Origin of the sequence: Shewanella spartinae, assembly GCF_019457555.1 — a bacterium.
GTDB classification, from domain to species: Bacteria; Pseudomonadota; Gammaproteobacteria; order Enterobacterales; family Shewanellaceae; genus Shewanella; species Shewanella loihica.
In genome coordinates, this window is the sequence record NZ_CP080418.1 from 318289 (window position 1) to 343584 (window position 25296).

The 25296-nt window shown below is 54.1% G+C and carries 8 protein-coding genes and 4 tRNA genes; 4 read left to right on the top strand and 8 right to left on the bottom strand.

Features of this window, described 5'->3' with window-relative positions:
- Positions 1 to 23: 23 nt before the first annotated feature.
- Positions 24 to 2672: a sensor domain-containing diguanylate cyclase gene (locus K0I31_RS01545; RefSeq protein WP_220079669.1), complete on the bottom strand. Its 2649-nt coding sequence runs from the start codon at positions 2670 to 2672 to the stop codon at positions 24 to 26.
- Between the two features lie 218 nt (positions 2673 to 2890).
- Between K0I31_RS01545 and K0I31_RS01550 the strand changes: the two genes are divergently transcribed.
- The 4 genes from K0I31_RS01550 (at position 2891) to K0I31_RS01565 (ending at position 3375) form a co-directional block, all read left to right on the top strand.
- A tRNA-Arg gene (locus tag K0I31_RS01550) sits at positions 2891 to 2967 on the top strand.
- A gap of 43 nt (positions 2968 to 3010) precedes the next feature.
- A tRNA-His gene (locus K0I31_RS01555) sits at positions 3011 to 3086 on the top strand.
- Between the two features lie 84 nt (positions 3087 to 3170).
- Positions 3171 to 3247: transfer RNA gene (locus K0I31_RS01560), tRNA-Pro, on the top strand.
- Between the two features lie 51 nt (positions 3248 to 3298).
- A tRNA-Pro gene (locus K0I31_RS01565) sits at positions 3299 to 3375 on the top strand.
- A 132-nt stretch (positions 3376 to 3507) separates the two neighbouring features.
- On the opposite strand, the gene K0I31_RS01570 is transcribed toward K0I31_RS01565, so the two are convergent.
- From K0I31_RS01570 to K0I31_RS01600, 7 genes are all read right to left on the bottom strand, one after another.
- Positions 3508 to 5430, bottom strand: coding sequence for a bifunctional diguanylate cyclase/phosphodiesterase (locus tag K0I31_RS01570; RefSeq protein WP_011864113.1), 1923 nt, complete (start codon positions 5428 to 5430; stop codon positions 3508 to 3510).
- An 8-nt stretch (positions 5431 to 5438) separates the two neighbouring features.
- Positions 5439 to 6146 (bottom strand): transglutaminase-like cysteine peptidase, encoded by a 708-nt coding sequence (locus tag K0I31_RS01575; RefSeq protein ID WP_011864114.1) that lies wholly within the window; start codon positions 6144 to 6146, stop codon positions 5439 to 5441.
- 16 nt (positions 6147 to 6162) lie between these two features.
- A complete protein-coding gene (locus K0I31_RS01580; RefSeq protein ID WP_220043971.1) occupies positions 6163 to 6768 on the bottom strand; it encodes an OmpA family protein in 606 nt (201 codons plus the stop codon).
- Positions 6768 to 8180 carry a TolC family outer membrane protein gene (locus K0I31_RS01585; protein ID WP_011864116.1) on the bottom strand — a complete coding sequence of 471 codons (1413 nt, stop codon included), beginning with the start codon at positions 8178 to 8180 and terminating at the stop codon, positions 6768 to 6770. Before K0I31_RS01585 ends, K0I31_RS01580 begins: the two co-directional genes overlap by 1 nt.
- A 31-nt stretch (positions 8181 to 8211) precedes the next feature.
- On the bottom strand, positions 8212 to 9594 hold the full coding sequence (locus K0I31_RS01590) for an HlyD family type I secretion periplasmic adaptor subunit (RefSeq protein WP_011864117.1): 1383 nt from the start codon (positions 9592 to 9594) through the stop codon (positions 8212 to 8214).
- Positions 9587 to 11767 carry a type I secretion system permease/ATPase gene (locus K0I31_RS01595; protein ID WP_220072853.1) on the bottom strand — a complete coding sequence of 727 codons (2181 nt, stop codon included), beginning with the start codon at positions 11765 to 11767 and terminating at the stop codon, positions 9587 to 9589. Before K0I31_RS01595 ends, K0I31_RS01590 begins: the two co-directional genes overlap by 8 nt.
- A gap of 134 nt (positions 11768 to 11901) precedes the next feature.
- Positions 11902 to 25071 (bottom strand): VCBS domain-containing protein, encoded by a 13170-nt coding sequence (locus tag K0I31_RS01600; RefSeq protein ID WP_350354873.1) that lies wholly within the window; start codon positions 25069 to 25071, stop codon positions 11902 to 11904.
- Positions 25072 to 25296: the final 225 nt, after the last annotated feature.

Here is a 25296-nt window from a genome sequence, read left to right on the forward strand (position 1 = left end):
AAGGCGGCGCTCACCTATGGTGATTAGGCGGAGATGCAGCCGCTCGGCCGCTTTTTGGGCTCGGGCAGCTTACTGGGATCGATAGACTCACCCAGGGCTTGGCCCTGACCCTGATCGAAGCCTAGGCTGACCAGCTGCTGCCTATGCAGATCTGTCTTAACCCCTTCCACAAATAGCGTCAGCTCGAGCGCCGAGGCGGTCAGCTGATGCGCCTTAAGCAGGCGTTTCTGCTGCGGATTATTCAGATGACTGATATAGCTAGGGTCTAGCTTCAGGCCGATTAAGGGCAGGAAGCTGAGGCTGCTCAGCGCCGTGTGGGCGCTACCGTAGGCGCACAGGCCTAAGTTGATGGCCTGTTTAGCCAAGAGGTCGAACGCCTGAATATGGCTGTCGCTGTCGGCGACAAAGGCCTTCTCGTTGAAGAATACCCAGATATCGGCAGCTTTATAGTAGCTCTGCTTGATGCGATTCTTCAGCTTGCGCACCGCATGTTTATGTTTGAGGTGCTGACTGGCGAGTTTGATGTGCAGCTGCACCTTGCCATCGACCTGCTGCATCACCTTGTCATAGTCGCTGTTGAGCTGATCGAAGAGATAGAGATCCAGCTCCTTGGTCAGGTTGCAGTGCTCGGCGATATTGCTGAGCTGATCCTGTTTGATCTTGCCCAGCTGTTCATGCTGCCAGTAGAGCCTAGGTTCGAGGGCGAGAACCTCTTGGGTCGCCAATGCCATCACAGGGAAATATTGCAGCGCCAACTCTTGTTTGGCGATCGCCTCTCTGAGCTCTATCTCCAGGGTGATGTCATGGCTTTGCTGATGGCTGGTGTTGTGATCGAAGATGACGAAGCAGCCCTTACCGTTGGACTTGGCCTGATACATGGCGGCGTCGGCGTCCTTCAACAGCGACTCGCTGGTGTCGCCGCTACTGTGGCCGCTGAAGGCGATGCCAATACTGGCGCCCGAGGTGAAGCTCTGATTCGATAGCTGATAGGGCTCGCTCAGCTCGCCTAAGATACGCTCGGCCACCTCGATGGCGTCGCTGCTGGTGTTGATGCTGTCTAGCAGGATCACAAACTCATCGCCGCCGATACGCCCTAAGGTGTCGTTGCTCCTGATGCAGAGATTGAGGCGACGGGCGGTTTCGATCAGGAAGCGGTCGCCCTGCAGATGGCCTAGGGTATCGTTGATCAGCTTAAAGCGGTCGAGGTCGATAAACAGCAGGGCAAACCTGTCTCTGGCGTGGCGCCTGACATGCTTGACCGCCTGGGCCAGGCGCTCCATGAACATGGCTCGATTGGGCAGGCCGGTCAGTGTGTCGTGGCTGGCATCGTGCACCAGCTGCTGCTCGACCTTACGGCGCTGGGCGATCTCCTTCTCGAGATCCTGGTTGAGCATCGCCAGGGCACGGGTGCGTTGGGCAACTTTCTCCTCCAGCTGTTCATAGCTCTGTTTCAGGGACTCCGCCGACAGCTTACGCTCGATCGCCGCGGCGATATGCTGCGAGACGAAGGTGAGCAGATCCAGATCTTTCTCCTGATAGGTCTGCGACGGGGTGAAGCTGTAGATGGTGAGCGCGCCCTTGACTATGCCTTGGATAAACAGGGGCACGCCTATCCACTGATGTATGGTCTCGGCGTAGTTGAGCTGCGGTGCCTTTGCGTAGAGCTGCTGCGCCTTGATCAGCGCCTTGATGTCGCTGCCATCGAGCAGCAAAGGGCGCTTATGCTTGAGAATAAACTCTGTCAGACCATCGGCCAGAGGGCGCCTTTGCGGCGCGCCTACGTTGAGCTGAGAGACATAAAAGGGAAAATGCAGCTCACGGCCATTGTCTTCCAGCAGGGCGATATAACAGTTGTTGGCCGGTAGCAGGTGGCTGATCACCCTGTGTAGCTCGCGGTAGAAGCTCTGGTGGTCTATGGTCGCATTGGATAGCTCGGCTATCTCAAACAGCGACTTCTGCAGGTTTTCCGCCCGTCGCCGCTCGGTGACCTCCTGCTTGAGCTTATCGTAGGCGACGCTCAGCTCTTTGGTTCTGTGCTCAATTGCGGCCTCGAGATTGTGTTGGTACTGCACCCGCTCGATAACGCCCGAGATATGTTGGCTGATGAAGGTCATCAGCTCGACCTCTATCTCGCCATAGGTGATATTGGCATCGTAGCTCTGCACGGCGATCACCCCTATGGTCTGATCGCTGCTGAAAATCGGGACCCCTAGCCACTGGTGGCAGCTGGATCCCCGACTGACGATCTCGCCGCTGGCGAGCAGCTGCTCAAACTTGTCGTCATCACACAGCAGGGGTTGCTGGCTGCGCAGCACATAGCCGGTGAGGCCGCTGTTGAGCGTGGTAGATAACTCTTCGCTGGGGTAAAGCTGGCTTGGGTGCTGGTCCTTCTCATCGACGAAGAAAGGCACGCCTAACTTGTTGGTTTCTCTGTTGAGGATGGCGATGAAGAAGTTGTCTGCGGGGAGCAGGCGATTGAGATTGGTTTGGATACCAGCGTAGAACTCTTCGGCGCGCTCGACCCGAGCGGCAAGATTGGAGATATCCAATAGCGTATTTTGGACGATCTCAGAACGCTTGTACTTCCGAGCCAGGCTCTTTAAGCGAGATATCCTTTTATATAAACGCCCAACTTCACGGGGTGAATGTTGGTCTGTTTTATCCCTAAACATGGTTCCGCCAATCACAAGTAGTTATATTTTTTCGCTAGGATTTGGGGTAATGGTTATTGATAGCATAAAAAAGCAGCACCACCAAGTCATTATTTTGACGTTGTCATCTTAATATCACCTTAAATATGCTAAAACTTGAGCAAACGCGTAAAAAAATACGTGTTTGCTATAGACGCGCAGTAAAATAATCCATACTATATGCGGCGCTAACAAGGCAGGCACCCATAGCTCAGCTGGATAGAGCGCACCCCTCCGGAGGGTGAGGCCGAGGGTTCGAATCCTTCTGGGTGCACCAGTTGGATGAGGGTCAAGTTAGCGTTAAGAAGTCAATATCAGTGGTGATTGTAGCTCAGTTGGTAGAGCCCCGGATTGTGATTCCGGTTGTCGTGGGTTCAAGTCCCATCAGTCACCCCACTTCTTCTTGCAATAGACTTCACGAGTCATTTTTTTCCTTGATATAGTGAAGCGAGGCGGCACCTCGTAAAATATCCCTTGTTTCGGTGATTAGCGCAGTCCGGTAGCGCATCTGGTTTGGGACCAGAGGGTCAGAGGTTCGAATCCTCTATCACCGACCAGTTTCCAAGTGAGTGATACATCAAGCATCGCTGACTGATAAAAAAGATTTTCGGTGATTAGCGCAGTCCGGTAGCGCATCTGGTTTGGGACCAGAGGGTCAGAGGTTCGAATCCTCTATCACCGACCAATCCTAGATAAGCCCCTCGAGTCATCGAGGGGCTTTTTCTTTGCCCGTTTGTTATTTCCTAATGTTTGTCTTTACCGAATAAAACGCGCCATCAAGGTAAAAAAAAGCTGCCCAAGTGGGCAGCTTTGTCGTTTATAGCTCGACGCGGGTGGGCGGGTAGATATAGCCCATGTAGGCGTTGGCCTTGAGCGGCTCGAAGCGTGCTAGTTGCGGCTGCTCCTGAATACCGGTGACGATGATCTGGATATCCAGGCCTCTGGCGACGTTCACCAGGGCGCGGCACAGCTCGCTGTTGTGCTCGTTCTCGTCATAGTAGGCGAAGGACTGATCCAGCTTGACGTAGCTAGGTCTTAGGTTTTGCAGGTAAGACATAGAGCCAAACTGACGACCGAAGTGGTCGATACCGAAGTGAGCGCCATTGTCGCGAATGATGTTGCACAGCGCCTGGCAGGCATCGGGATCGCTATAGACGCCGGCCTCTGGGATGTCGAACACGATTCGTTGGGCGAGCGGCGTATTGCGCAGGAACTTGTTGAGCCACTGATGGAAGGTCGTATCGCTCAGACTGTTGAAGGTCAGATTGATGGCGATAGGCTCATAGTTACGCTCCAGCAGGCCGTTATCGACTATGGTCTCGATCAGGCATCTGTCCAGCATAGAGCCTAGTGAGAGCAGCTCCACATAGGGCATGAACTGGCCCGCGTGGATCTCTTTATCGCCAATGGTGAGCTGACAGTAGAGCTCGCGCTGCACCACCTCATCCTTATTGGTGTGGTAGACAGGCTGCCATTTGAACTGGAACTGCTTGCTGCTGATGGCAGCGCTCAAATGCTCTCGCCACTGCTCACGGGTGTAGAGCTGCTTCTCGTTGCTCTCGAACCAGTGGAACACCTTGTTGTCGGCGATCGCCTTCTGCAATGCATTATCTGTCTGCGCCAGGATGTCCGATACCGTCATGTTGTCGGTGCGCTGGGCGATACCTATGGCAAACTGCTCGTTAGGCTTACAGCCCGCCTTAGAGATCTCCTGGTTCACGGTTCTGATCAGGGTATGCAGATACTTGCTGCTCTGCTCCTGTTCGGCGCTGGTGATCAGGAAGGCAAATTCGTAGGCGGCGATACGGGCGATGACAGACGGGGCGATCTCGTCCAGTTGCTCCTGCATCTTCTCGGACAACAGGCGTATGGTCTCATCACGTACCTGATAACCATACTTGCTGTGTACCTCTTCGAGCCAGTCGAACTTGGCCATCATCAGCGAGCCATTGTTGGGTTCGCTCAACCAGCTGTTGAGGCGGCCCATCATATATTGTCTGTTCGGCAGCTTAGAGACCTGATCTACCAGGTTCTTCTTACGCAGCTCAGTCACCTCTTCGTCCAGTGAGCTGAAGATCTGCTTGAGCTGATGAGACATGCTGTTAAAGGCCTCGACCACGGATTTGAGTTCTGAGGTCTTAGGGATCGCCATGTCAGGGCCAAACTTGCGCTGGGCGATCTCGGCCGCGTGCTCGGCAATCTCATGCAGTGGTCTCAGGATCCAGGTTAGCCCGAAGCGCGCCAGCATGATGGCGAGTAAAAACAGGATAGAGATGACTATGATGGCGTTGGTTAGCGTGCGCCACAGCTCGTTGTAACCAAAGCCTGGGTGGGCGGTGATCTCCAGGTTGGCCAGCTGGATCCAACCCGAGGTAATGGTACTTTCACGTTTAATGGTTTCGAAGAATCCCAGGTCGATAAACCATTGGGGAACGCCCTCGATCTTAACGTCGTTTTCCCACACCTGTTGTTTGCCGTCGACCAGCCAGGTGAGCTTCACCTGTTGGTAATAGCCGCCTTCGAAGATGACGTTGATCAGCGTCTCGGCGCCGACAATGTCACCCGCTTCCAGATCGGGAACCAGCATGATCCCCAGGCTGTGGCTGGTGTTATTGAGATCGGACTCCATCTGCTTGGTTAGAAAGCTTTGGGTCTCGGTAAATTGGACATAAGCCAGGCTGATGACAACGACCAAGAACAGGCCAAAAAGCAGTGAGTATATCTGTCGAAACAGTGTCATTGTTTTCGCTACTCCAATCTTAACTTAGGCATTTTGAGTCGCTCAACACCTAATCTATTTTTGAGATCATTCCATTTTTCAAGGCGTTCCGATGAGCCTGCCAGCACACCGCGACCTTTTTCTTTGTTTAGCCACAACTGACGACCGTTAAAGCTGTATACGGGGATCAGATCTTGTCTCTGGGTGGCTGGTTTAATCTGTCTGTCCAGGTTATCCAATACCAAGGGGATGGAGCCGGGTGTGTCATAGTAGGCCAACACCATGTGGTACTGATTGACCGAGGTGGCCTTAACCATAGTGATCCGCAGCTTGTCATCGGGCACCCCCAGCTGGAGCAGGGTGAAATATTTGGCGATGGAGAAATCTTCGCAATCGCCACCATTTACCCCGATAAACTCCATTGGTGTGGCCCAGTAGTTACTGACACCCCACAACTTGATGTCGTCGACAAACCTAAACAGATTGAAAAAGTTATTTACCTTGGTGATCTTCTCTTGTTCACTCAGGCCCTGCGATTCATCCAGTACCTTAAACCAGGCGGCGACGCGCATACCTGCGCGCTCACCGTATCGGGCTTCCAGGGTGGACTTAATGTAGTTGGCGTCGAGTGTTTGCGTCGGAGAAGCGTATAGGCAAGAAAACCCCAGGGCCGTTGCCACAACGCAAAGTTGGCAGACCCTTTGAAAGCGTTTTTGCCTGCCAATTTTGGCCTTCATCTTCTCCGACTATTTTTTATTTTACTTGTTCATCAACTGTGTAGATGGTCCACTTCATATCGGCCTTGGTATCTTCACCCGTCACCTCTGCGATCACGCGGCGGTTACGTGTGTGTGCCATCTTGGTATGAGTTGGATCTACCGGTCTGTCGTAGCTGTAGCCTATGGCGGTCAGACGATCGCTGGCGATACCGAATCGCTCAGACAACAGCGAGGTCACGGCGTCGGCGCGGTTTTGCGACAGCGTTAGGTTGTGCTCATAGCTACCCGTCTTACTACAGTGACCTTCGATGGTTACCTTAGTGTTTGGGTACTGTCTCATGAAAGTCGCAACCACTTCTACCTGATCATAGTACTGAGGATCTATGTAGTAAGAATCGTTGGCAAACAATATCTTAAGTTCTTGACGCTCATTGATAGGCTTAATCTTACCACAGCCGTAGTTGTCTATGGTGGCACCTAGCACTGTGTCGTTACAGCGTTCACGGGCGACGATGACGCCATCTTTATCTTTGTCGTTAAGATCGAATACCTGATTGGTCGGGGTATCCATGGTTACTATGTCGCGCGAAGCGCAGCCGCCCAGTAAGGCGACACTTAGAATAATCAGTAAGGCTTTCATTATTTTACTCCCCCTTCGTATTCGCGCTCACCCTTCCAAACCTCTGGGCGAGTCACACGAAGCGATTCTAGTAGTCTACCCGTAGCGTTAAGGATGCGATATTCGGAGATGATCTCGTCGTATTCGGCATCTAGGTAATCCTTACGCGCTTCAAACAGTTCGTTTTCGGTATCCAGCAAATCCAATAGGGTGCGCTGTCCCAGGTTGAACTGTTGGCTATAGGCGACTTGCGTATCCTTGGCGGCGATGACGTGATCGCGGATATACAGCTTCTGCGGCTCAAGCATCTCGTAGGCGTTCCAGGCCAGGTTGACCCCTTCGACGACCTGACGGTAAGCACGTTGACGAATCTCTTTCGCCTCGCCAATCTTGTAGGCCGCTTCCTTCTCGCGGGCTAAGTCTTTACCACCGGCGAACAGGTTGTACTTCACTCGTACCATAGCGATAAGGTCATTGTTATGACCACCGACATTTTGTGAGGCGAAGGCTGAGTAGCCATCTTCGCCATCCAGGTTATCGTTCCAGTTACCACCCAGCTCTAGCGACAGCTTAGGATAGTAGTTGGACTGGGCAGATGAACGCTCGTTCTCTGCCGCCGAGATATCACTCGCGGCCGATTTCAGAATAGGATGGTTTTCCTGGGCAACCTTGAGACCGTCGGTGAGGTTGGTTGGCAGCATATCGTCATCGGGTACCGGGACGATCAGGTTTTCCGGCTCTTTCTCGACGATACGGATAAACTGCGCCTTGGCATCGAAGAAGTTATTCTTTGCCGCGATCACGTTGGCGTTGGCACGTGCCAGACGACCTGTGATCTGAGACAGGTCGGCGACTGAGCCCAGGCCTGAATCGGTACGCTGCTTAATCTGATCATAGATGTCTTTGTGACTCTGCAGGTTTTTCTCTGCCAAAGTCAGCACCTGCTCACTACGGATATAGTTAACATAGACCTTGGCCACATCCAGCGCGATATCTTCGGCCGCGGCAAACAGAGCCCATTGGTCGGCGCTGGCTTCGAAGCTGAAGCGATCCACTTCGCTCGAGGTGTAGAAACCGTCGAATAGCATCTGCTTGATGCTAAAACCGACTTCACCACGCATCAATTCGATGACGCCATCCTTGTCAACATCGCCCTGGCCTGCACGGCGTCGGGTAGATGGACTGTTTGTCTGTTCCCAGCCATAGCCACCACTGATATCAACAGTAGGCATGTAACCGGCGATTGCCTGATTGACCTGCTCTTCACGCGCCTTGAAGCGATTAAATGCGATGCGAATATCTGGATTGGTATCCAGCGTATGGGCCACAGCCTGTTCTAGCGTTTGGCTAGAGGCTGCCCCCGGTATCAACATCGCACTAATGGCGAGTGCCATGGCACTGCGCTTTAGTTGATGCATGGTTTGCTTACTCATTTGGTTAACCCCCCTGGTTATTGTTGTGAACTTAACGTTCACGCAGAGCAGTGTCTCTTGCTCTCAAAATTGGATTAAGTATGTACTCCAGAACGGATCTTTGCCCAGTGATGACATCTACCGTGGTTAACATGCCAGGTATGATGGGCATCAGAGTGCCGTCGTCTTTCGTCAAACTTGATAGTTCAGTTCTAACCCTTACAAGATAGAAACTGTTTCCCTCTTCGTCCTGTGTTGTATCGGCACTGATGTGCTCCACAACGCCATTGAGGCCACCGTAACGCGTGAAATCGTAGGCGGTAACTTTAACAACGGCGGGTAAGCCAGGATGTAAAAATGCGATATCTTTCGGAATGATCTTGGTTTCGATCAGCAGCTGATCTTCCGATGGCACTATCTCTATGATGTCGATGCCAGGCTGTACAACACCACCTAAGGTGTTGATATGAACTGTCTTAATGGTGCCATTTACCGGCGACACTATCTCGGCCTTGCTCACCTTATCGCGCGCGCCCACCTGGGCCTCGTTGATGCGCGACAGACGTGTCTGCATCTCGTTGAGCTGGGTGCGGGCCTCGGCGGCGTAGACGAACACGGCCTCGCGGCGCTTCAGGATGGCTTCATCCTGTGATGCCTTGAGCTTAGGCCTGAGTAGCCTGAGTGAACTCAGCTCGCCGCGAATGTCGTTAACGTTACGTTCAAGCTTGAGCAGTTCGACCTCGGGCACAATCCCCTTGTCGGCCAGCGGGCGGGTCAGCTCGAGCTCACGGGTCACCAGCTGGAAGCTGGTTGTCAGGGTGTTGATCTTAGAGGCCAGCTCTTCGGTTTCCTGCTGTTTCTGTTGGATCTGGCGCGCCAGGATCTCCAGCTGGTTGCTCAGGTTGTCCAGTCTGCCCGAGTACTCGTCGCGCTGACGCTCGATTAAGTCGTGTTCACTCTCGGTCAGTTCAGGCGGGAACTGTAGCGGCTGCTTGGCGATCTTCACCTGTTCGCGCCAGTCGGCGGCGACATCTGAGATGGTGATGCTGTTAAGCTCGGCGCGCAGACGAATAACGTTGGCCTGCAGGCTGTAGACCTCCTGCTCCTGCTGAGCGAAGTCTGAGCGGAAACGGGTGTCATCTATGCGAACCAAGGGTTGGCCCTTGGTGACCGTCATGCCTTCGCGGACATAGAGTTCTTTCATGATGCCGCCATCCAGACTCTGAATCACCTGCACCTGAGACGAGGGGATCACCTTACCTGTGCCTGTGGTCACCCGGTCGAGTTCGGCAAAGTAGGCCCACACCAGGAAGCTGAAGGCGAGGGCGGCCAGGGCCCAGATGATCAGCCTGTGACTGGTGGGCGCATCTGTCATCATGGCGCCATAGACGTCATCGACCATCTCGAGGTCTTGAGTAGTTAAGTGCTTACTCACTCTTCGGCCCTCCAGATAACAGCCCCTTGGCGAGCTGGTTGAGTACCTGCTCCTTCGGACCGTCGGCCACCAGATGGCCACGATCTAATACCAGGATGCGGTCCACCAAGTTGAGCAGGTGCATCTTATGGGTGATCAGCAGCAGGGTTCGCTCCTTAGAGACATTTCTCATGGCGCGGATAAATTGCTTCTCGGCGCGCGCATCCAGGCTGGCGGTCGGCTCATCCATCAGGAGTACCGGTGGGTCATTCAAGGTGGCCCGCGCTAGCGCGATAGTTTGGCGTTGACCGCGGGAGAGGGATTGCCCCCCCTCGCCGACCTGTTGATCTAAGCCTTCGGTCTCGATATCGGTAAACTGGTTGACGCCAGAGAGCTGCACCGCACGGATCAGCTGATGCTCGGTGACCTGACGGGTACCGAACAATATGTTGTCGCGAATCGTGCCGTGGAACAGTGTGATGTCCTGTGGCAGGTAACCGAAGTTTCTACGCAGATCCGTCGGGTGGATCTGCGCCGAATCCAGTCCGTCATAGCGTAGGCTACCCTTGGTCGGTTGGTAGAGGCCTACCAATAGCTTGGCCAGGGTACTCTTGCCCGAACCGTTGCGGCCTATGATGGCGATGCGCTCACCCGGGGCGATCGACAGCGACATGGGGTGCAGCACGGGTCGCTCTGAGCCTGGATAATTAAAGCTGACGTGATCGGCGTTGATCTGCCCTTTAAGGCGATGTTTGCTGACCAGATGACCTTTATTTTCAAACTCATCCTCTTGGGTCATGATCTGATCCAGCTGCCTTAGGGCGCTGGCGGTATGGTTGCCTCGGGTCATCAGGCCTGCCAACTGCGCCATGGGTGAGATGGCCCGGCTCGACAGGATAACCGCGGCGATAATGCCACCCATTGAGATGTCGTTATCGGCGACACGATAGACCCCTAAGATCACCACGCAGACCACAGAAAGCTGCACGGTAAAATTGGCCACGTTGGTGACCGAGGTGGAGATCTTCTTTACCTTCAGCTGCCAGTTGGCGGTATGGCCAATCATCTGCTGCCAGCTTTTCTGCACTAAGCCTTCGGCGCCACTAGATTTTATCGATTCGATGGAGGCCAGGGACTCGATAAGATGGCCGTGTTTCAGGCTGGAGAACTTGTTGCTCTCTTCGATAGCCGCCTTAAGCCTGGGTTGCATCAATAGGGTATAGCCGATAATGATACAGCCGCCGATCACAGGAATGATGGCCAGGTCGCCGGCCACGATATAGATGATCAACATGAAAAACAGCGCGAACGGCAGATCGACCAGGGTGGTGATGGTTGCCGAGGTTAAGATCTCGCGTATGCTGTCGAACTCGCCCAGTTGCCGCGCCATGCCGCCTATGCTGGGGGAACGCTTCTCTAGCGGAATGCCGATAGCCTTAGCGAATAGCCGCGATGACACTATGATATCGACCTTCTTGCCGGCGACGTCGATCAGGTAGGCCCTGAGTTGCCGCATGACTAGATCGAAGATGTAGGCGATACCTGCGCCAATGGCGAGCACCCATAGGGACTCGAAGGCGAGGTTAGGCACCACCTTGTCATACACGTTCATGATAAACAGCGGTGATACCAGGGCAAACAGGTTAACCAGCACTGAGGCGATTAGGGCGTCGCGGTAGATAGGCGCCGAATCTTTCAGGGTCTGAATAAGCCAGTGAGTGCGACTGTCGTGTAGATGCAGATCTAAGCCCATGTCGCCACGGTATTGCTGCTTCACGAGGAACAGATAGCCGACATACATGGCTTCGAGCGCTTCTATGCTGAGCTCTTCCTCACCACCGGTTTCAGGTAGCTGAATGACGGCCCTGTCTTTGTCAATGTCGATCTCTCTTAAGAGACAAGCATTCTTATCTTTGAGTAGCAAGATACAAGGCAGGAGAATAGGCGAGATCTGATCCAGTCCCTTACGGGTGAGCTTGGCTGCTAAGCCTGCTCGACCGGCAGCCTGAGGCACAAGTTCTGGTGTCAAAATGCTCCCCGACAGCGGTAGGCCAGCGGCTAATGACTCGCTGGAGCAGGGGCTGCCGAAGTATTCTGTCAATAACACTAAACTGTCTAACAAGGGATCGACAGTCACTCTTTGGGAGGCTGAAACTGTCCATTGTTCAGTTTTGGGAGACGCTGAAGCTTGCACCTTAAAAGCTTATCCTTAAGATTTTATTATAAAATTATCGTAGAACAATTATAGAAGTAATACCAAAACATCACCAAAGTAAAAATGACACCAATTAGCCGAAACTAGTTGGTGTCATTTGTTACTGACCTTGTTTAAGGTACTAGATGCTGGATCTGACCATCATCGTCTTGGGTTGTCGGTACTGCAAAGCTCGAAGCCGCCTGGTTCACGTTGGCATTATCTACGATCAATGCACCGTTCCCCTCTGAGCCCAACAAACCGTTAATGATTTGACCATCGGTTGTGCCAAGATGGCTCAGGTCGACGCCGTCGAGGACGATCGTCTGATCCACATGACCGTCGTTATTAGCATCAATCTCGATGGTGGTTGAACCATTATCAACGGTGAAGTGCAGGTAGTCTTCCAAGTTACCGCCATTCTCTCCCTGGAGCAGATCGCTCAGATCCAGTTTGTCCTGGTTGATATCGAAATCGGTAATGTGGTCGGTACCCGTATCACCTTGCTGCCAAACGAAGGTATCAGCTTCGCCATCGGCCTTACCAGTGCCACCGGTTAGGGTGTCATCGCCCAGGCCGCCGATGAGGATATCTTCGCCGGCGCCGCCGATCAGCATGTCGCTGCCGTGACCGCCAAGCAGCATATCATCGCCGCTACCGCCATGAAGCTCATCATCACCGCCTTGGCCGAAGAGGATATCATTTCCTTGGTTGCCGGCAAGAATGTCGTCGCCGTCATGGTCGCGTGAGGTGTCGAATAGCGCAGGGTTGGCTGCTACGAACTCGTGAACATCTTGGATTGTAACGGTTGAAGCATCTTCACCCAGTTGCAATGCCACATATTTTTGCAGCGCTGCGTAGCCCTGGCCGTCGATGCCGTCAAACTGTACGAGATCGCCAAAGACGATGTCATTACCTTCACCAGCGTTAACAGTGTCATCACCCTGAAGTAGCATCTCCTTAGAACCTAAGATAATGCTCGCCAGGTCACTCACATTGATATTGGTGGCTACGTTACCATCTGAATCATAAGGGGTAAGCTTGTTTAGACTAATACCGCTGCCTATGCCAATAGCTTCCACGTTAGACAGGGTATTTAGCACTTGGAAGGCAGCCAATGCTTCAGACTCTGCCGTGACGTCTGTACCATTACCATTACTGTATCCAGAGGCGATTTTCGCGACATAGTAGTCGCCATTTTCGTCTACTCTTATGCTACCGGTTTGATAATGCTTCCATGAACCATCGTCTCTGTACCAGTAGTTAATGTTACCGTATTCATCGACAATAACCTTGCCATTGTGTTTAAGCTCTTCGCCAGGAACATACTGATCTAATAGATCTCCCAGTGTTCTGTCCCAGTCATTGCCGTAAGTATTATAAACCCACACATCTTCAGGAGCGGCATCAACGTTGTAGTTGTTGGTTTCACCGTCTGTGATGAAGTAGGTGAGGTTTGTGCCTGTGTTCGATGCGGCCGAGCCATGGCTAAACCAATCGATAACCGTCTCAAATGCCGCCTCATAGTTGGTTCTGCCATTGTCACTGCTGATTTCCTTCAATACGCTCTCTAACTTAGAAATAGCATCTGAATCGGCTAGATTAACGGCCACATGTGCCTTAGTGCCGCTATTGAAGTCGACAAGTAATACGTTCACTGTACCGGAAGTCGCACCGCCAACGCTGGCCTTCAGGGTATTGAAGACCTGCAGTAGTTGGTCTTTAGCCGACTCAATTCGGTTCGAGCCCATACTTCCTGACGAATCCAGGATAAACGCAACATTGTAGTTTTCGCCTTGTACTACCTGTATGCCAGTTGTGTCACTGACGATGACATCATTATCTTCGCCACCATTGATCACGTTGTCGCCATCGGTGCCGTTGTCATAGTGGTAGTTTCTCAGCGAAACATCCAGAGTAGTCTGGCTAGACGCGCTATCAGAGTTGCTTTGTTCAACTGAGCTCGCCTTAATGGCCAAGGTGAATTCCAGATCGCCATTGTAGCTATCGTCCGCCTTGATGCTGAGGTTGCCCAGTTGGTTAACTGCGACTGTCCAGCTGCCATCAGCATTTAGTGTGCCGGCGGATAGCGAGACGCCACTTGGAACGCCTTGAATGGTTACGTCTGTCAGTGACTCACTACCATCTCTGTCGACGAGTGCCACGTTTATATCCAGGGCGACTTCGCCTTGGACTACGTCACCAGTACTTGCGCTCAGTATAGGTGCATCGGCGACGGCTACGACATTCAGATCGAGAATAGCCGTGTCACCCGTATTGGTGAGATATTCAATCTGTGGCAGCGTGCCACTCCAATGCAGGTTTGGTTCGAACGTAAAGCGACCATCTGCGTGGATACTCAGTTTGCCTTCAGCAAGGTTAATGGTGCTGCCATCTGCCTGATATGTATTTCCTGATAGCTTAAAGCTAACGATAGATAACTCGTCATCAGGATCGATATCATTGGTGAGCAGGTTACCAGATAGGTCATGATCTTCTGTTCCGCGAACACTATCATTTACCGCTTCTGCATAGTCACTGACAGAGACGGTGATAGTGGAAACAGCCTTCTGTCCCAGAGCATCGACGCCGACAATGTTGATGCCGCTAATCACTAGATTCTCGGTCGACACATTATGTGGGAAAGAGGCCAACAGTTCGGCAGTTACGCTAACGCTTCCCTCTTCACCACTTTCGATACGGTCACCATTGAGAGTAAGACGGATAGCCTCTTTACCCATGAAGGTGCCGATGAGCTGTCCTTCATCGTTAAATGACCAGCTAATCTTCGCATTGACGCCAGAAACATGAATGTTATCCGTATCGCCAAACTGGAATGCCGTAATCGACTCACTGCCAGACTTGAAGCGCAGCGACTGTGAGTCTGACTCGGTGCCATCTTTGTAAAGATCGGCTTCGCTCAGCATAGATACAGCATTTGAAGTCAGCGCCGTTGGAGCCGTAGTCGTGCTGCCTGGTGCATCAAGATCGACATGGATAGAACCTGTTGAGGTATCACCGTCGCTGTCGGTTACATCGACCACAAAGTCGAGATCTACATCCACGGTTGAGCTGACGATGTTTTCCGCCGAAGTACCAGTAAACTGGAAGTTGGAATGATTGTCCAACGAGCTGGTAGAGATCTCGATATAACTGATTTCACCAAGGTTTCCAATTGTCTGCCCGTTGGTTATATCGCCTTCACCAAGCAGATTGCCATCGGCATCATAGGCCTTGAAATGAATATAGGTGGCGCCGTCAAAGCTGACGGAAGCCGAAGCCACATCATTGGCATAGTCAATAATTAGATTTTCACCCTGATCGACGAAGGCATTCGCTACACCGAATCCGTTGGTGTTGCCGTTTACCGTACTGGAGATATTGCCCACAGTCGATGTTAGCGAGAACACCATAGCGTTATTTGGATCTACGTCATTGATGTCGTTGTCGATGATGTAGTTAGTACCGTCGAAGGTGACATACACTGCAGGCGTGTTACCGCCCTTACCGCCACTCATGTTGGCAACGGTAACTGTGCTGAGTTCATCGATGGCATGTTTCAGGTCTAGCTGATAGGTACCGCCATTAGGATCGATAGAGAGAGTAAAGATCACCGATTGTGCGCTATTGCCCGAATCATATGCCGAAGGAGTACCACTGGTATCCGAATAGGCAATGAGCATGCTTGGGTTGGCCGGATCTACATAGTAGAACACGGTTAATCCACCTGCCGTAATGCCTGAGTCAGAGAAGGTGCCTGCCCCCGAAATGTTGCCTGAGAGATCTGCGCTAAAGCCTTGATCTGCGCCGTCTACATTTATCACACCATCATAGATACCTGCGGCGTTATCGCCGGCAAGGTCTAGTGGATTGACCGTGACGCCATCATCGATAACCTTCACTGATACTGTGCCTGTAGCTGTGTCATTGGCGGCATCAGTCGCAACGACTGTAATGCCGTTAATCACAAGTTCATCGACACTGGTTCCATGCGGTAAGTTGTCTAGCAGAGTCACTGAGACGGTAACAGTACCTGTTGCGCCTGCGCTGATGTTACTACCCGATAGGCTAAGTTGAAGTACTGCATTGCCATCGATTTTGCCGATCAGGTTACCCGAGCTATCTAGGCTCCAGCTAATGTTTGCATCAAGGCCGCTGACATTGATATCGCCAATGTTTCCAAAAGCAAAACCTGTTACATCATAAGCACCTGCAGTGAAGCTCAAACCTGCGCTGTCGCTGTCGGTTGCGGTGCCTTGGGTGTTGGCATCATCGACTATAAGGTCAACATTGCTGCCGCCAGAGATTTCATCAGTTCCATGGATAGTAATAGTTACTGTTGTCCACGTAACACCGTCAGCATTATAGACTTTAAATTCTTCCGTTAAGGACTCACCGCTATTTAGATTTTGGATCGCACTCTGGCTGTTGTCGGCGGTGTAGACCCAGTTGCCGTCGGCATCCAGGGTTAGGGTGCCGTACTGACCGTTGAAGGTATCAGCTGTGAACTTATCTTCACCGGCATCGCCACCGGTACCCGCTTCAAGCGTGCCAGAAGTGGTGAGGTTGCCATCGACAGTGACATTGGTGTCTTCGGTGACGCTGCCAGTGTCGGCAACCAGCGTTGGTATATCGTTGGTGCCGGTAATGGTGATAGTGACCACTTGATCCACATAGGCACCAAAGTCATCGGTTACGCGCACGGTGAAGGTGAGCTCTTCGCTCTGACCTTCCGCCAGGGCCTGAGTGGCCGCGGCATTGTTGTTGAGGGTGAAGGTCCATTGACCGTTGGCATCCACACTGAAAGTGCCGAAGTCATTGCTGCTGTCTAGCACGCTCCAGGTTTGGTGATCGCCGCTGTCGACATCAGTGGCACTCAACTGGCCACTGACGGACGGCGTGCCGGCTACTGCGGTGCCATCATCCAGGTTACCCGCTTCCACCACAGTACCACTGAGGGCGCTGCTGTCATTGGTAATGATCGGGCTGTCATTGGTGCCGGTAATTGTGACGGTGACAACTTGATCCACATAGGCACCAAAGTTATCGGTGACGCGCACGGTGAAGGTGAGCTCTTCGCTCTGACCTTCCGCCAGGGCCTGAGTGGCCGCGGCATTGTTGTTGAGGGTGAAGGTCCATTGACCGTTGGCATCCACACTGAAAGTGCCGAAGTCATTGCTGCTGTCTAGCACGCTCCAAGTTTGGTGATCGCCGCTGTCGACATCGGTGGCACTCAACTGGCCACTGACGGACGGCGTGCCGGCCACTGCGGTGCCATCATCCAGGTTACCCGCTTCCACCACAGTACCACTGAGGGCGCTGCTGTCATTGGTGATGACCGGGCTGTCGTTGGTGCCGGTAATGGTGATGGTGATGGTGTGTTCGGTGCCATCGGCACTCAATACCACGAAGGTTTCGACCTTGGTCTCGCCTTCACCCAGGTATTGCACGTCGGCGTTGGCGACGTTGTAAGTCCAGTTGCCGTTGGTATCAATGGTCAGGCTACCCAGGGCGCCTTGGCTTGGGACGCCATTACCCGCCTGGAACACTGATTCGCCGGCATCGGCATCATCAATGGTGAGGGTACCGGTGTCAGTCAGGGTTGGGTTGCTGGCGTCTTCGGTGACGGCGCCGCTGTCATCACCGGCGATCACAGGCACATCGTTGGTGCCGGTAATGGTGATGGTGATGGTGTGTTCGGTGCCATCGGCACTCAATACCACGAAGGTCTCGACCTTGGTCTCGCCTTCACCCAGGTATTGCACGTCGGCGTTGGCGACGTTGTAAGTCCAGTTGCCGTTGGTATCGATGGTCAGGCTACCCAGGGCGCCTTGGCTTGGGACGCCATTACCCGCCTGGAACACTGATTCGCCGGCATCAGCATCATCAATGGTGAGGGTACCGGTGTCAGTCAGGGTTGGGTTGCTGGCGTCTTCGGTGACGGCGCCGCTGTCATCACCGGCGATCACAGGCACATCGTTGGTGCCGGTAATGGTGATGGTGATGGTGTGTTCGGTGCCATCGGCACTCAATACCACGAAGGTCTCGACCTTGGTCTCGCCTTCACCCAGGTATTGCACGTCGGCGTTGGCGACGTTGTAAGTCCAGTTGCCGTTGGTATCGATGGTCAGGCTACCCAGGGCGCCTTGGCTTGGGACGCCATTACCCGCCTGGAACACTGATTCGCCGGCATCAGCATCATCAATGGTGAGGGTACCGGTGTCAGTCAGGGTTGGGTTGCTGGCGTCTTCGGTGACGGCGCCGCTGTCATCACCGGCGATCACAGGCACATCGTTGGTGCCGGTAATGGTGATGGTGATGGTGTGTTCGGTGCCATCGGCACTCAATACCACGAAGGTTTCGACCTTGGTCTCGCCTTCACCCAGGTATTGCACGTCGGCGTTGGCGACGTTGTAAGTCCAGTTGCCGTTGGTATCGATGGTCAGGCTACCCAGGGCGCCTTGGCTTGGGACGCCATTACCCGCCTGGAACACTGATTCGCCGGCATCAGCATCATCAATGGTGAGGGTACCGGTGTCAGTCAGGGTTGGGTTGCTGGCGTCTTCGGTGACGGCGCCGCTGTCATCACCGGCGATCACAGGCACATCGTTGGTGCCGGTAATGGTGATGGTGATGGTGTGTTCGGTGCCATCGGCACTCAATACCACGAAGGTCTCGACCTTGGTCTCGCCTTCACCCAGGTATTGCACGTCGGCGTTGGCGACGTTGTAAGTCCAGTTGCCGTTGGTATCGATGGTCAGGCTACCCAGGGCGCCTTGGCTTGGGACGCCATTACCCGCCTGGAACACTGATTCGCCGGCATCAGCATCATCAATGGTGAGGGTACCGGTGTCAGTCAGGGTTGGGTTGCTGGCGTCTTCGGTGACGGCGCCGCTGTCATCACCGGCGATCACAGGCACATCGTTGGTGCCGGTAATGGTGATGGTGATGGTGTGTTCGGTGCCATCGGCACTCAATACCACGAAGGTCTCGACCTTGGTCTCGCCTTCACCCAGGTATTGCACGTCGGCGTTGGCGACGTTGTAAGTCCAGTTGCCGTTGGTATCGATGGTCAGGCTACCCAGGGCGCCTTGGCTTGGGACGCCATTACCCGCCTGGAACACTGATTCGCCGGCATCAGCATCATCAATGGTGAGGGTACCGGTGTCAGTCAGGGTTGGGTTGCTGGCGTCTTCGGTGACGGCGCCGCTGTCATCACCGGCGATCACAGGCACATCGTTGGTGCCGGTAATGGTGATGGTGATGGTGTGTTCGGTGCCATCGGCACTCAATACCACGAAGGTTTCGACCTTGGTCTCGCCTTCACCCAGGTATTGCACGTCGGCGTTGGCGACGTTGTAAGTCCAGTTGCCGTTGGTATCGATGGTCAGGCTACCCAGGGCGCCTTGGCTTGGGACGCCATTACCCGCCTGGAACACTGATTCGCCGGCATCAGCATCATCAATGGTGAGGGTACCGGTGTCAGTCAGGGTTGGGTTGCTGGCGTCTTCGGTGACGGCGCCGCTGTCATCACCGGCGATCACAGGCACATCGTTGGTGCCGGTAATGGTGATGGTGATGGTGTGTTCGGTGCCATCGGCACTCAATACCACGAAGGTCTCGACCTTGGTCTCGCCTTCACCCAGGTATTGCACGTCGGCGTTGGCGACGTTGTAAGTCCAGTTGCCGTTGGTATCGATGGTCAGGCTACCCAGGGCGCCTTGGCTTGGGACGCCATTACCCGCCTGGAACACTGATTCGCCGGCATCAGCATCATCAATGGTGAGGGTACCGGTGTCAGTCAGGGTTGGGTTGCTGGCGTCTTCGGTGACGGCGCCGCTGTCATCACCGGCGATCACAGGCACATCGTTGGTGCCGGTAATGGTGATGGTGATGGTGTGTTCGGTGCCATCGGCACTCAATACCACGAAGGTCTCGACCTTGGTCTCGCCTTCACCCAGGTATTGCACGTCGGCGTTGGCGACGTTGTAAGTCCAGTTGCCGTTGGTATCGATGGTCAGGCTACCCAGGGCGCCTTGGCTTGGGACGCCATTACCCGCCTGGAACACTGATTCGCCGGCATCAGCATCATCAATGGTGAGGGTACCGGTGTCAGTCAGGGTTGGGTTGCTGGCGTCTTCGGTGACGGCGCCGCTGTCATCACCGGCGATCACAGGCACATCGTTGGTGCCGGTAATGGTGATGGTGATGGTGTGTTCGGTGCCATCGGCACTCAATACCACGAAGGTTTCGACCTTGGTCTCGCCTTCACCCAGGTATTGCACGTCGGCGTTGGCGACGTTGTAAGTCCAGTTGCCGTTGGTATCGATGGTCAGGCTACCCAGGGCGCCTTGGCTTGGGACGCCATTACCCGCCTGGAACACTGATTCGCCGGCATCAGCATCATCAATGGTGAGGGTACCGGTGTCAGTCAGGGTTGGGTTGCTGGCGTCTTCGGTGACGGCGCCGCTGTCATCACCGGCGATCACAGGCACATCGTTGGTGCCGGTAATGGTGATGGTGATGGTGTGTTCGGTGCCATCGGCACTCAATACCACGAAGGTTTCGACCTTGGTCTCGCCTTCACCCAGGTATTGCACGTCGGCGTTGGCGACGTTGTAAGTCCAGTTGCCGTTGGTATCGATGGTCAGGCTACCCAGGGCGCCTTGGCTTGGGACGCCATTACCCGCCTGGAACACTGATTCGCCGGCATCAGCATCATCAATGGTGAGGGTACCGGTGTCAGTCAGGGTTGGGTTGCTGGCGTCTTCGGTGACGGCGCCGCTGTCATCACCGGCGATCACAGGCACATCGTTGGTGCCGGTAATGGTGATGGTGATGGTGTGTTCGGTGCCATCGGCACTCAATACCACGAAGGTCTCGACCTTGGTCTCGCCTTCACCCAGGTATTGCACGTCGGCGTTGGCGACGTTGTAAGTCCAGTTGCCGTTGGTATCGATGGTCAGGCTACCCAGGGCGCCTTGGCTTGGGACGCCATTACCCGCCTGGAACACTGATTCGCCGGCATCAGCATCATCAATGGTGAGGGTACCGGTGTCAGTCAGGGTTGGGTTGCTGGCGTCTTCGGTGACGGCGCCGCTGTCATCACCGGCGATCACAGGCACATCGTTGGTGCCGGTAATGGTGATGGTGATGGTGTGTTCGGTGCCATCGGCACTCAATACCACGAAGGTCTCGACCTTGGTCTCGCCTTCACCCAGGTATTGCACGTCGGCGTTGGCGACGTTGTAAGTCCAGTTGCCGTTGGTATCGATGGTCAGGCTACCCAGGGCGCCTTGGCTTGGGACGCCATTACCCGCCTGGAACACTGATTCGCCGGCATCAGCATCATCAATGGTGAGGGTACCGGTGTCAGTCAGGGTTGGGTTGCTGGCGTCTTCGGTGACGGCGCCGCTGTCATCACCGGCGATCACAGGCACATCGTTGGTGCCGGTAATGGTGATGGTGATGGTGTGTTCGGTGCCATCGGCACTCAATACCACGAAGGTCTCGACCTTGGTCTCGCCTTCACCCAGGTATTGCACGTCGGCGTTGGCGACGTTGTAAGTCCAGTTGCCGTTGGTATCGATGGTCAGGCTACCCAGGGCGCCTTGGCTTGGGACGCCATTACCCGCCTGGAACACTGATTCGCCGGCATCAGCATCATCAATGGTGAGGGTACCGGTGTCAGTCAGGGTTGGGTTGCTGGCGTCTTCGGTGACGGCGCCGCTGTCATCACCGGCGATCACAGGCACATCGTTGGTGCCGGTAATGGTGATGGTGATGGTGTGTTCGGTGCCATCGGCACTCAATACCACGAAGGTTTCGACCTTGGTCTCGCCTTCACCCAGGTATTGCACGTCGGCGTTGGCGACGTTGTAAGTCCAGTTGCCGTTGGTATCGATGGTCAGGCTACCCAGGGCGCCTTGGCTTGGGACGCCATTACCCGCCTGGAACACTGATTCGCCGGCATCAGCATCATCAATGGTGAGGGTACCGGTGTCAGTCAGGGTTGGGTTGCTGGCGTCTTCGGTGACGGCGCCGCTGTCATCACCGGCGATCACAGGCACATCGTTGGTGCCGGTAATGGTGATGGTGATGGTGTGTTCGGTGCCATCGGCACTCAATACCACGAAGGTTTCGACCTTGGTCTCGCCTTCACCCAGGTATTGCACGTCGGCGTTGGCGACGTTGTAAGTCCAGTTGCCGTTGGTATCGATGGTCAGGCTACCCAGGGCGCCTTGGCTTGGGACGCCATTACCCGCCTGGAACACTGATTCGCCGGCATCAGCATCATCAATGGTGAGGGTACCGGTGTCAGTCAGGGTTGGGTTGCTGGCGTCTTCGGTGACGGCGCCGCTGTCATCACCGGCGATCACAGGCACATCGTTGGTGCCGGTAATGGTGATGGTGATGGTGTGTTCGGTGCCATCGGCACTCAATACCACGAAGGTCTCGACCTTGGTCTCGCCTTCACCCAGGTATTGCACGTCGGCGTTGGCGACGTTGTAAGTCCAGTTGCCGTTGGTATCGATGGTCAGGCTACCCAGGGCGCCTTGGCTTGGGACGCCATTACCCGCCTGGAACACTGATTCGCCGGCATCAGCATCATCAATGGTGAGGGTACCGGTGTCAGTCAGGGTTGGGTTGCTGGCGTCTTCGGTGACGGCGCCGCTGTCATCACCGGCGATCACAGGCACATCGTTGGTGCCGGTAATGGTGATGGTGATGGTGTGTTCGGTGCCATCGGCACTCAATACCACGAAGGTCTCGACCTTGGTCTCGCCTTCACCCAGGTATTGCACGTCGGCGTTGGCGACGTTGTAAGTCCAGTTGCCGTTGGTATCGATGGTCAGGCTACCCAGGGCGCCTTGGCTTGGGACGCCATTACCCGCCTGGAACACTGATTCGCCGGCATCAGCATCATCAATGGTGAGGGTACCGGTGTCAGTCAGGGTTGGGTTGCTGGCGTCTTCGGTGACGGCGCCGCTGTCATCACCGGCGATCACAGGCACATCGTTGGTGCCGGTAATGGTGATGGTGATGGTGTGTTCGGTGCCATCGGCACTCAATACCACGAAGGTTTCGACCTTGGTCTCGCCTTCACCCAGGTATTGCACGTCGGCGTTGGCGACGTTGTAAGTCCAGTTGCCGTTGGTATCGATGGTCAGGCTACCCAGGGCGCCTTGGCTTGGGACGCCATTACCCGCCTGGAACACTGATTCGCCGGCATCAGCATCATCAATGGTGAGGGTACCGGTGTCAGTCAGGGTTGGGTTGCTGGCGTCTTCGGTGACGCTACCGAGATCATCTCCGCTCAGTATAGGAGCGTCTCCGTCAGGAGTTACTGTAATAGATAGGGTAGCGCTCTCACCTGTATTGGTGGTGTAGGTGATAACCGGTACGCTGCCGTTCCAGTTGTCGTTAGGCGTAAATGTGTAAGAGCCGTCGGCGTTGATCACCAGGCTGCCGCCTTCCACTTCGACTGTGGTGCCCGCGGTGACGGTTTGACCGTCGACGCTGAAGCTCACGACTGATAGTTCGCTGTCGATATCGCTGTCGTTGTCGTTGTCGAGTACGTTACCGCTTGCCACCGTGTCCTCTGCAACCGTGTTGCTGTCATTGGCCAGTATAGATGGGTCATCTACTGGGGTGACGTTGATGGTCAGGGTCGCGCTCTCACCAGTATTGGTGGTGTAGGTGATAACAGGTACGCTGCCGTTCCAGTTGTCGTTTGGTGTAAAGGTGTAAGAGCCATCGGCGTTGATCACCAGGCTGCCGCCTTCCACTTCGACTGCGGTGCCAGCAGTGACGGTTTGACCGTCGACACTGAAGCTCACGACTGATAGCTCACTGTCGATATCGCTGTCGTTATCTAATACGTTGCCGGTAGCGACGGTGTCCTCTGCAACCGTGTTGCTGTCATTGGCCAGTATAGATGGGTCATCTACTGGGGTGACGTTGATGGTCAGGGTCGCACTCTCACCTGTATTGGTGGTGTAGGTGATAACCGGTACGCTGCCGTTCCAGTTGTCGTTTGGCGTAAAGGTGTAGCTGCCGTCTGCGTTTATCACCAGGCTGCCGCCTTCCACTTCGACTGTGGTGCCCGCGGTGACGGTTTGACCGTCGACGCTGAAGCTCACGACTGATAGCTCACTGTCGATGTCGCTGTCGTTGTCGAGTACGTTACCGCTTGCCACCGTGTCCTCTGCAACAGTGTTGCTGTCGTTGGCCAGCACTGATGGGTCATCTACCGGGGTGACGTTAATGGTTAGCGTCGCACTCTCACCTGTATTGGTGGTGTAGGTGATAACCGGTACGCTGCCGTTCCAGTTGTCGTTTGGCGTAAAGGTGTAGCTGCCGTCTGCGTTTATCACCAGGCTGCCGCCTTCCACTTCGACTGTGGTGCCCGCGGTGACGGTTTGACCGTCGACACTGAAGCTCACGACTGATAGCTCGCTGTCGATATCGCTGTCGTTATCTAATACGTTGCCGCTTGCCACCGTGTCCTCTGCAACCGTGTTGCTGTCGTTGGCCAGCACTGATGGGTCATCTACCGGGGTGACGTTAATGGTCAGAGTCGCACTCTCACCTGTATTGGTGGTGTAGGTGATAACCGGTACGCTGCCGTTCCAGTTGTCGTTTGGTGTAAAGGTGTAAGAGCCATCGGCGTTGATCACCAGGCTGCCGCCTTCCACTTCGACTGCGGTGCCAGCAGTGACGGTTTGACCGTCGACAGTAAAGGTAACGACTGACAATTCGGTATCGAAATCAACATCATTGTCTAAAACGTTGCCAGTTGCCACGCCATCTTCTGCGATGGTATTTGTGTCATTAGCGGTAATGGTAGGGGCGTCATCACTGCTAACGGTAAACGCTTGGACGGTTGGCTGTTCGACAGAAAATCCAGATGTAGCATATCCGGCGCCAGCGAGTGTTTGGGCGCCAGTTCTGCTTACCGATATAAAGCCAGAGTCGCCTTCACTGGCGGCAGTGTTGCCGGCTGCGGTTTCTGGTAATTCAGCTGTTGGATCTTCTCCAGAGGCGATGAGCGCTTGAAGTTGTTCTATTTCATTTAATGCATCAGCTTCAGCGGCCGAAGTTTCATTGAGACTTTGGCTTGTAAATGAGGTGCCATCGGCAAACGCTAGTTCTAAATCAGCTTGTTCAGCAATGAGAATAGTGCTTCCTTCGGGAATCATTTCACCGATAGTTACTTCTTTTTGCTCGGTTTCTGTGACTAAAGAAACCTTTCCTTTCACATCTATTACTTGTCCATTTTTGGTTGTAACTAACGATTTCATACCTGCCCCCGCAGAATTAAATGACACAACTTGATTTTTTATGTTGCAACTGTTAGCGCGTTTTTTCGCCAAGTATCGAATGTTATCAATAGTCTGTACAGTGGTCAATTTTTTGACGCACAAATAATGCTAAAGCTAAGGCATACTCTCAGTTTGTAATGCTTAAGATTGACAAATAAAAAGGCCAAACCACTAATTGTTAGGGCTTGGCCTTACAGGGTGTCG

Coding starts and splice junctions, on each gene's coding strand:
- K0I31_RS01585 (WP_011864116.1), bottom strand. CDS start 8,180: ATGAGTAAGCAAACCATGCATCAACTAAAGCGCAGTGCCATGGCACTC.
- K0I31_RS01570 (WP_011864113.1), bottom strand. CDS start 5,430: ATGACACTGTTTCGACAGATATACTCACTGCTTTTTGGCCTGTTCTTG.
- K0I31_RS01580 (WP_220043971.1), bottom strand. CDS start 6,768: ATGAAAGCCTTACTGATTATTCTAAGTGTCGCCTTACTGGGCGGCTGC.
- K0I31_RS01600 (WP_350354873.1), bottom strand. CDS start 25,071: ATGAAATCGTTAGTTACAACCAAAAATGGACAAGTAATAGATGTGAAA.
- K0I31_RS01545 (WP_220079669.1), bottom strand. CDS start 2,672: ATGTTTAGGGATAAAACAGACCAACATTCACCCCGTGAAGTTGGGCGT.
- K0I31_RS01575 (WP_011864114.1), bottom strand. CDS start 6,146: ATGAAGGCCAAAATTGGCAGGCAAAAACGCTTTCAAAGGGTCTGCCAA.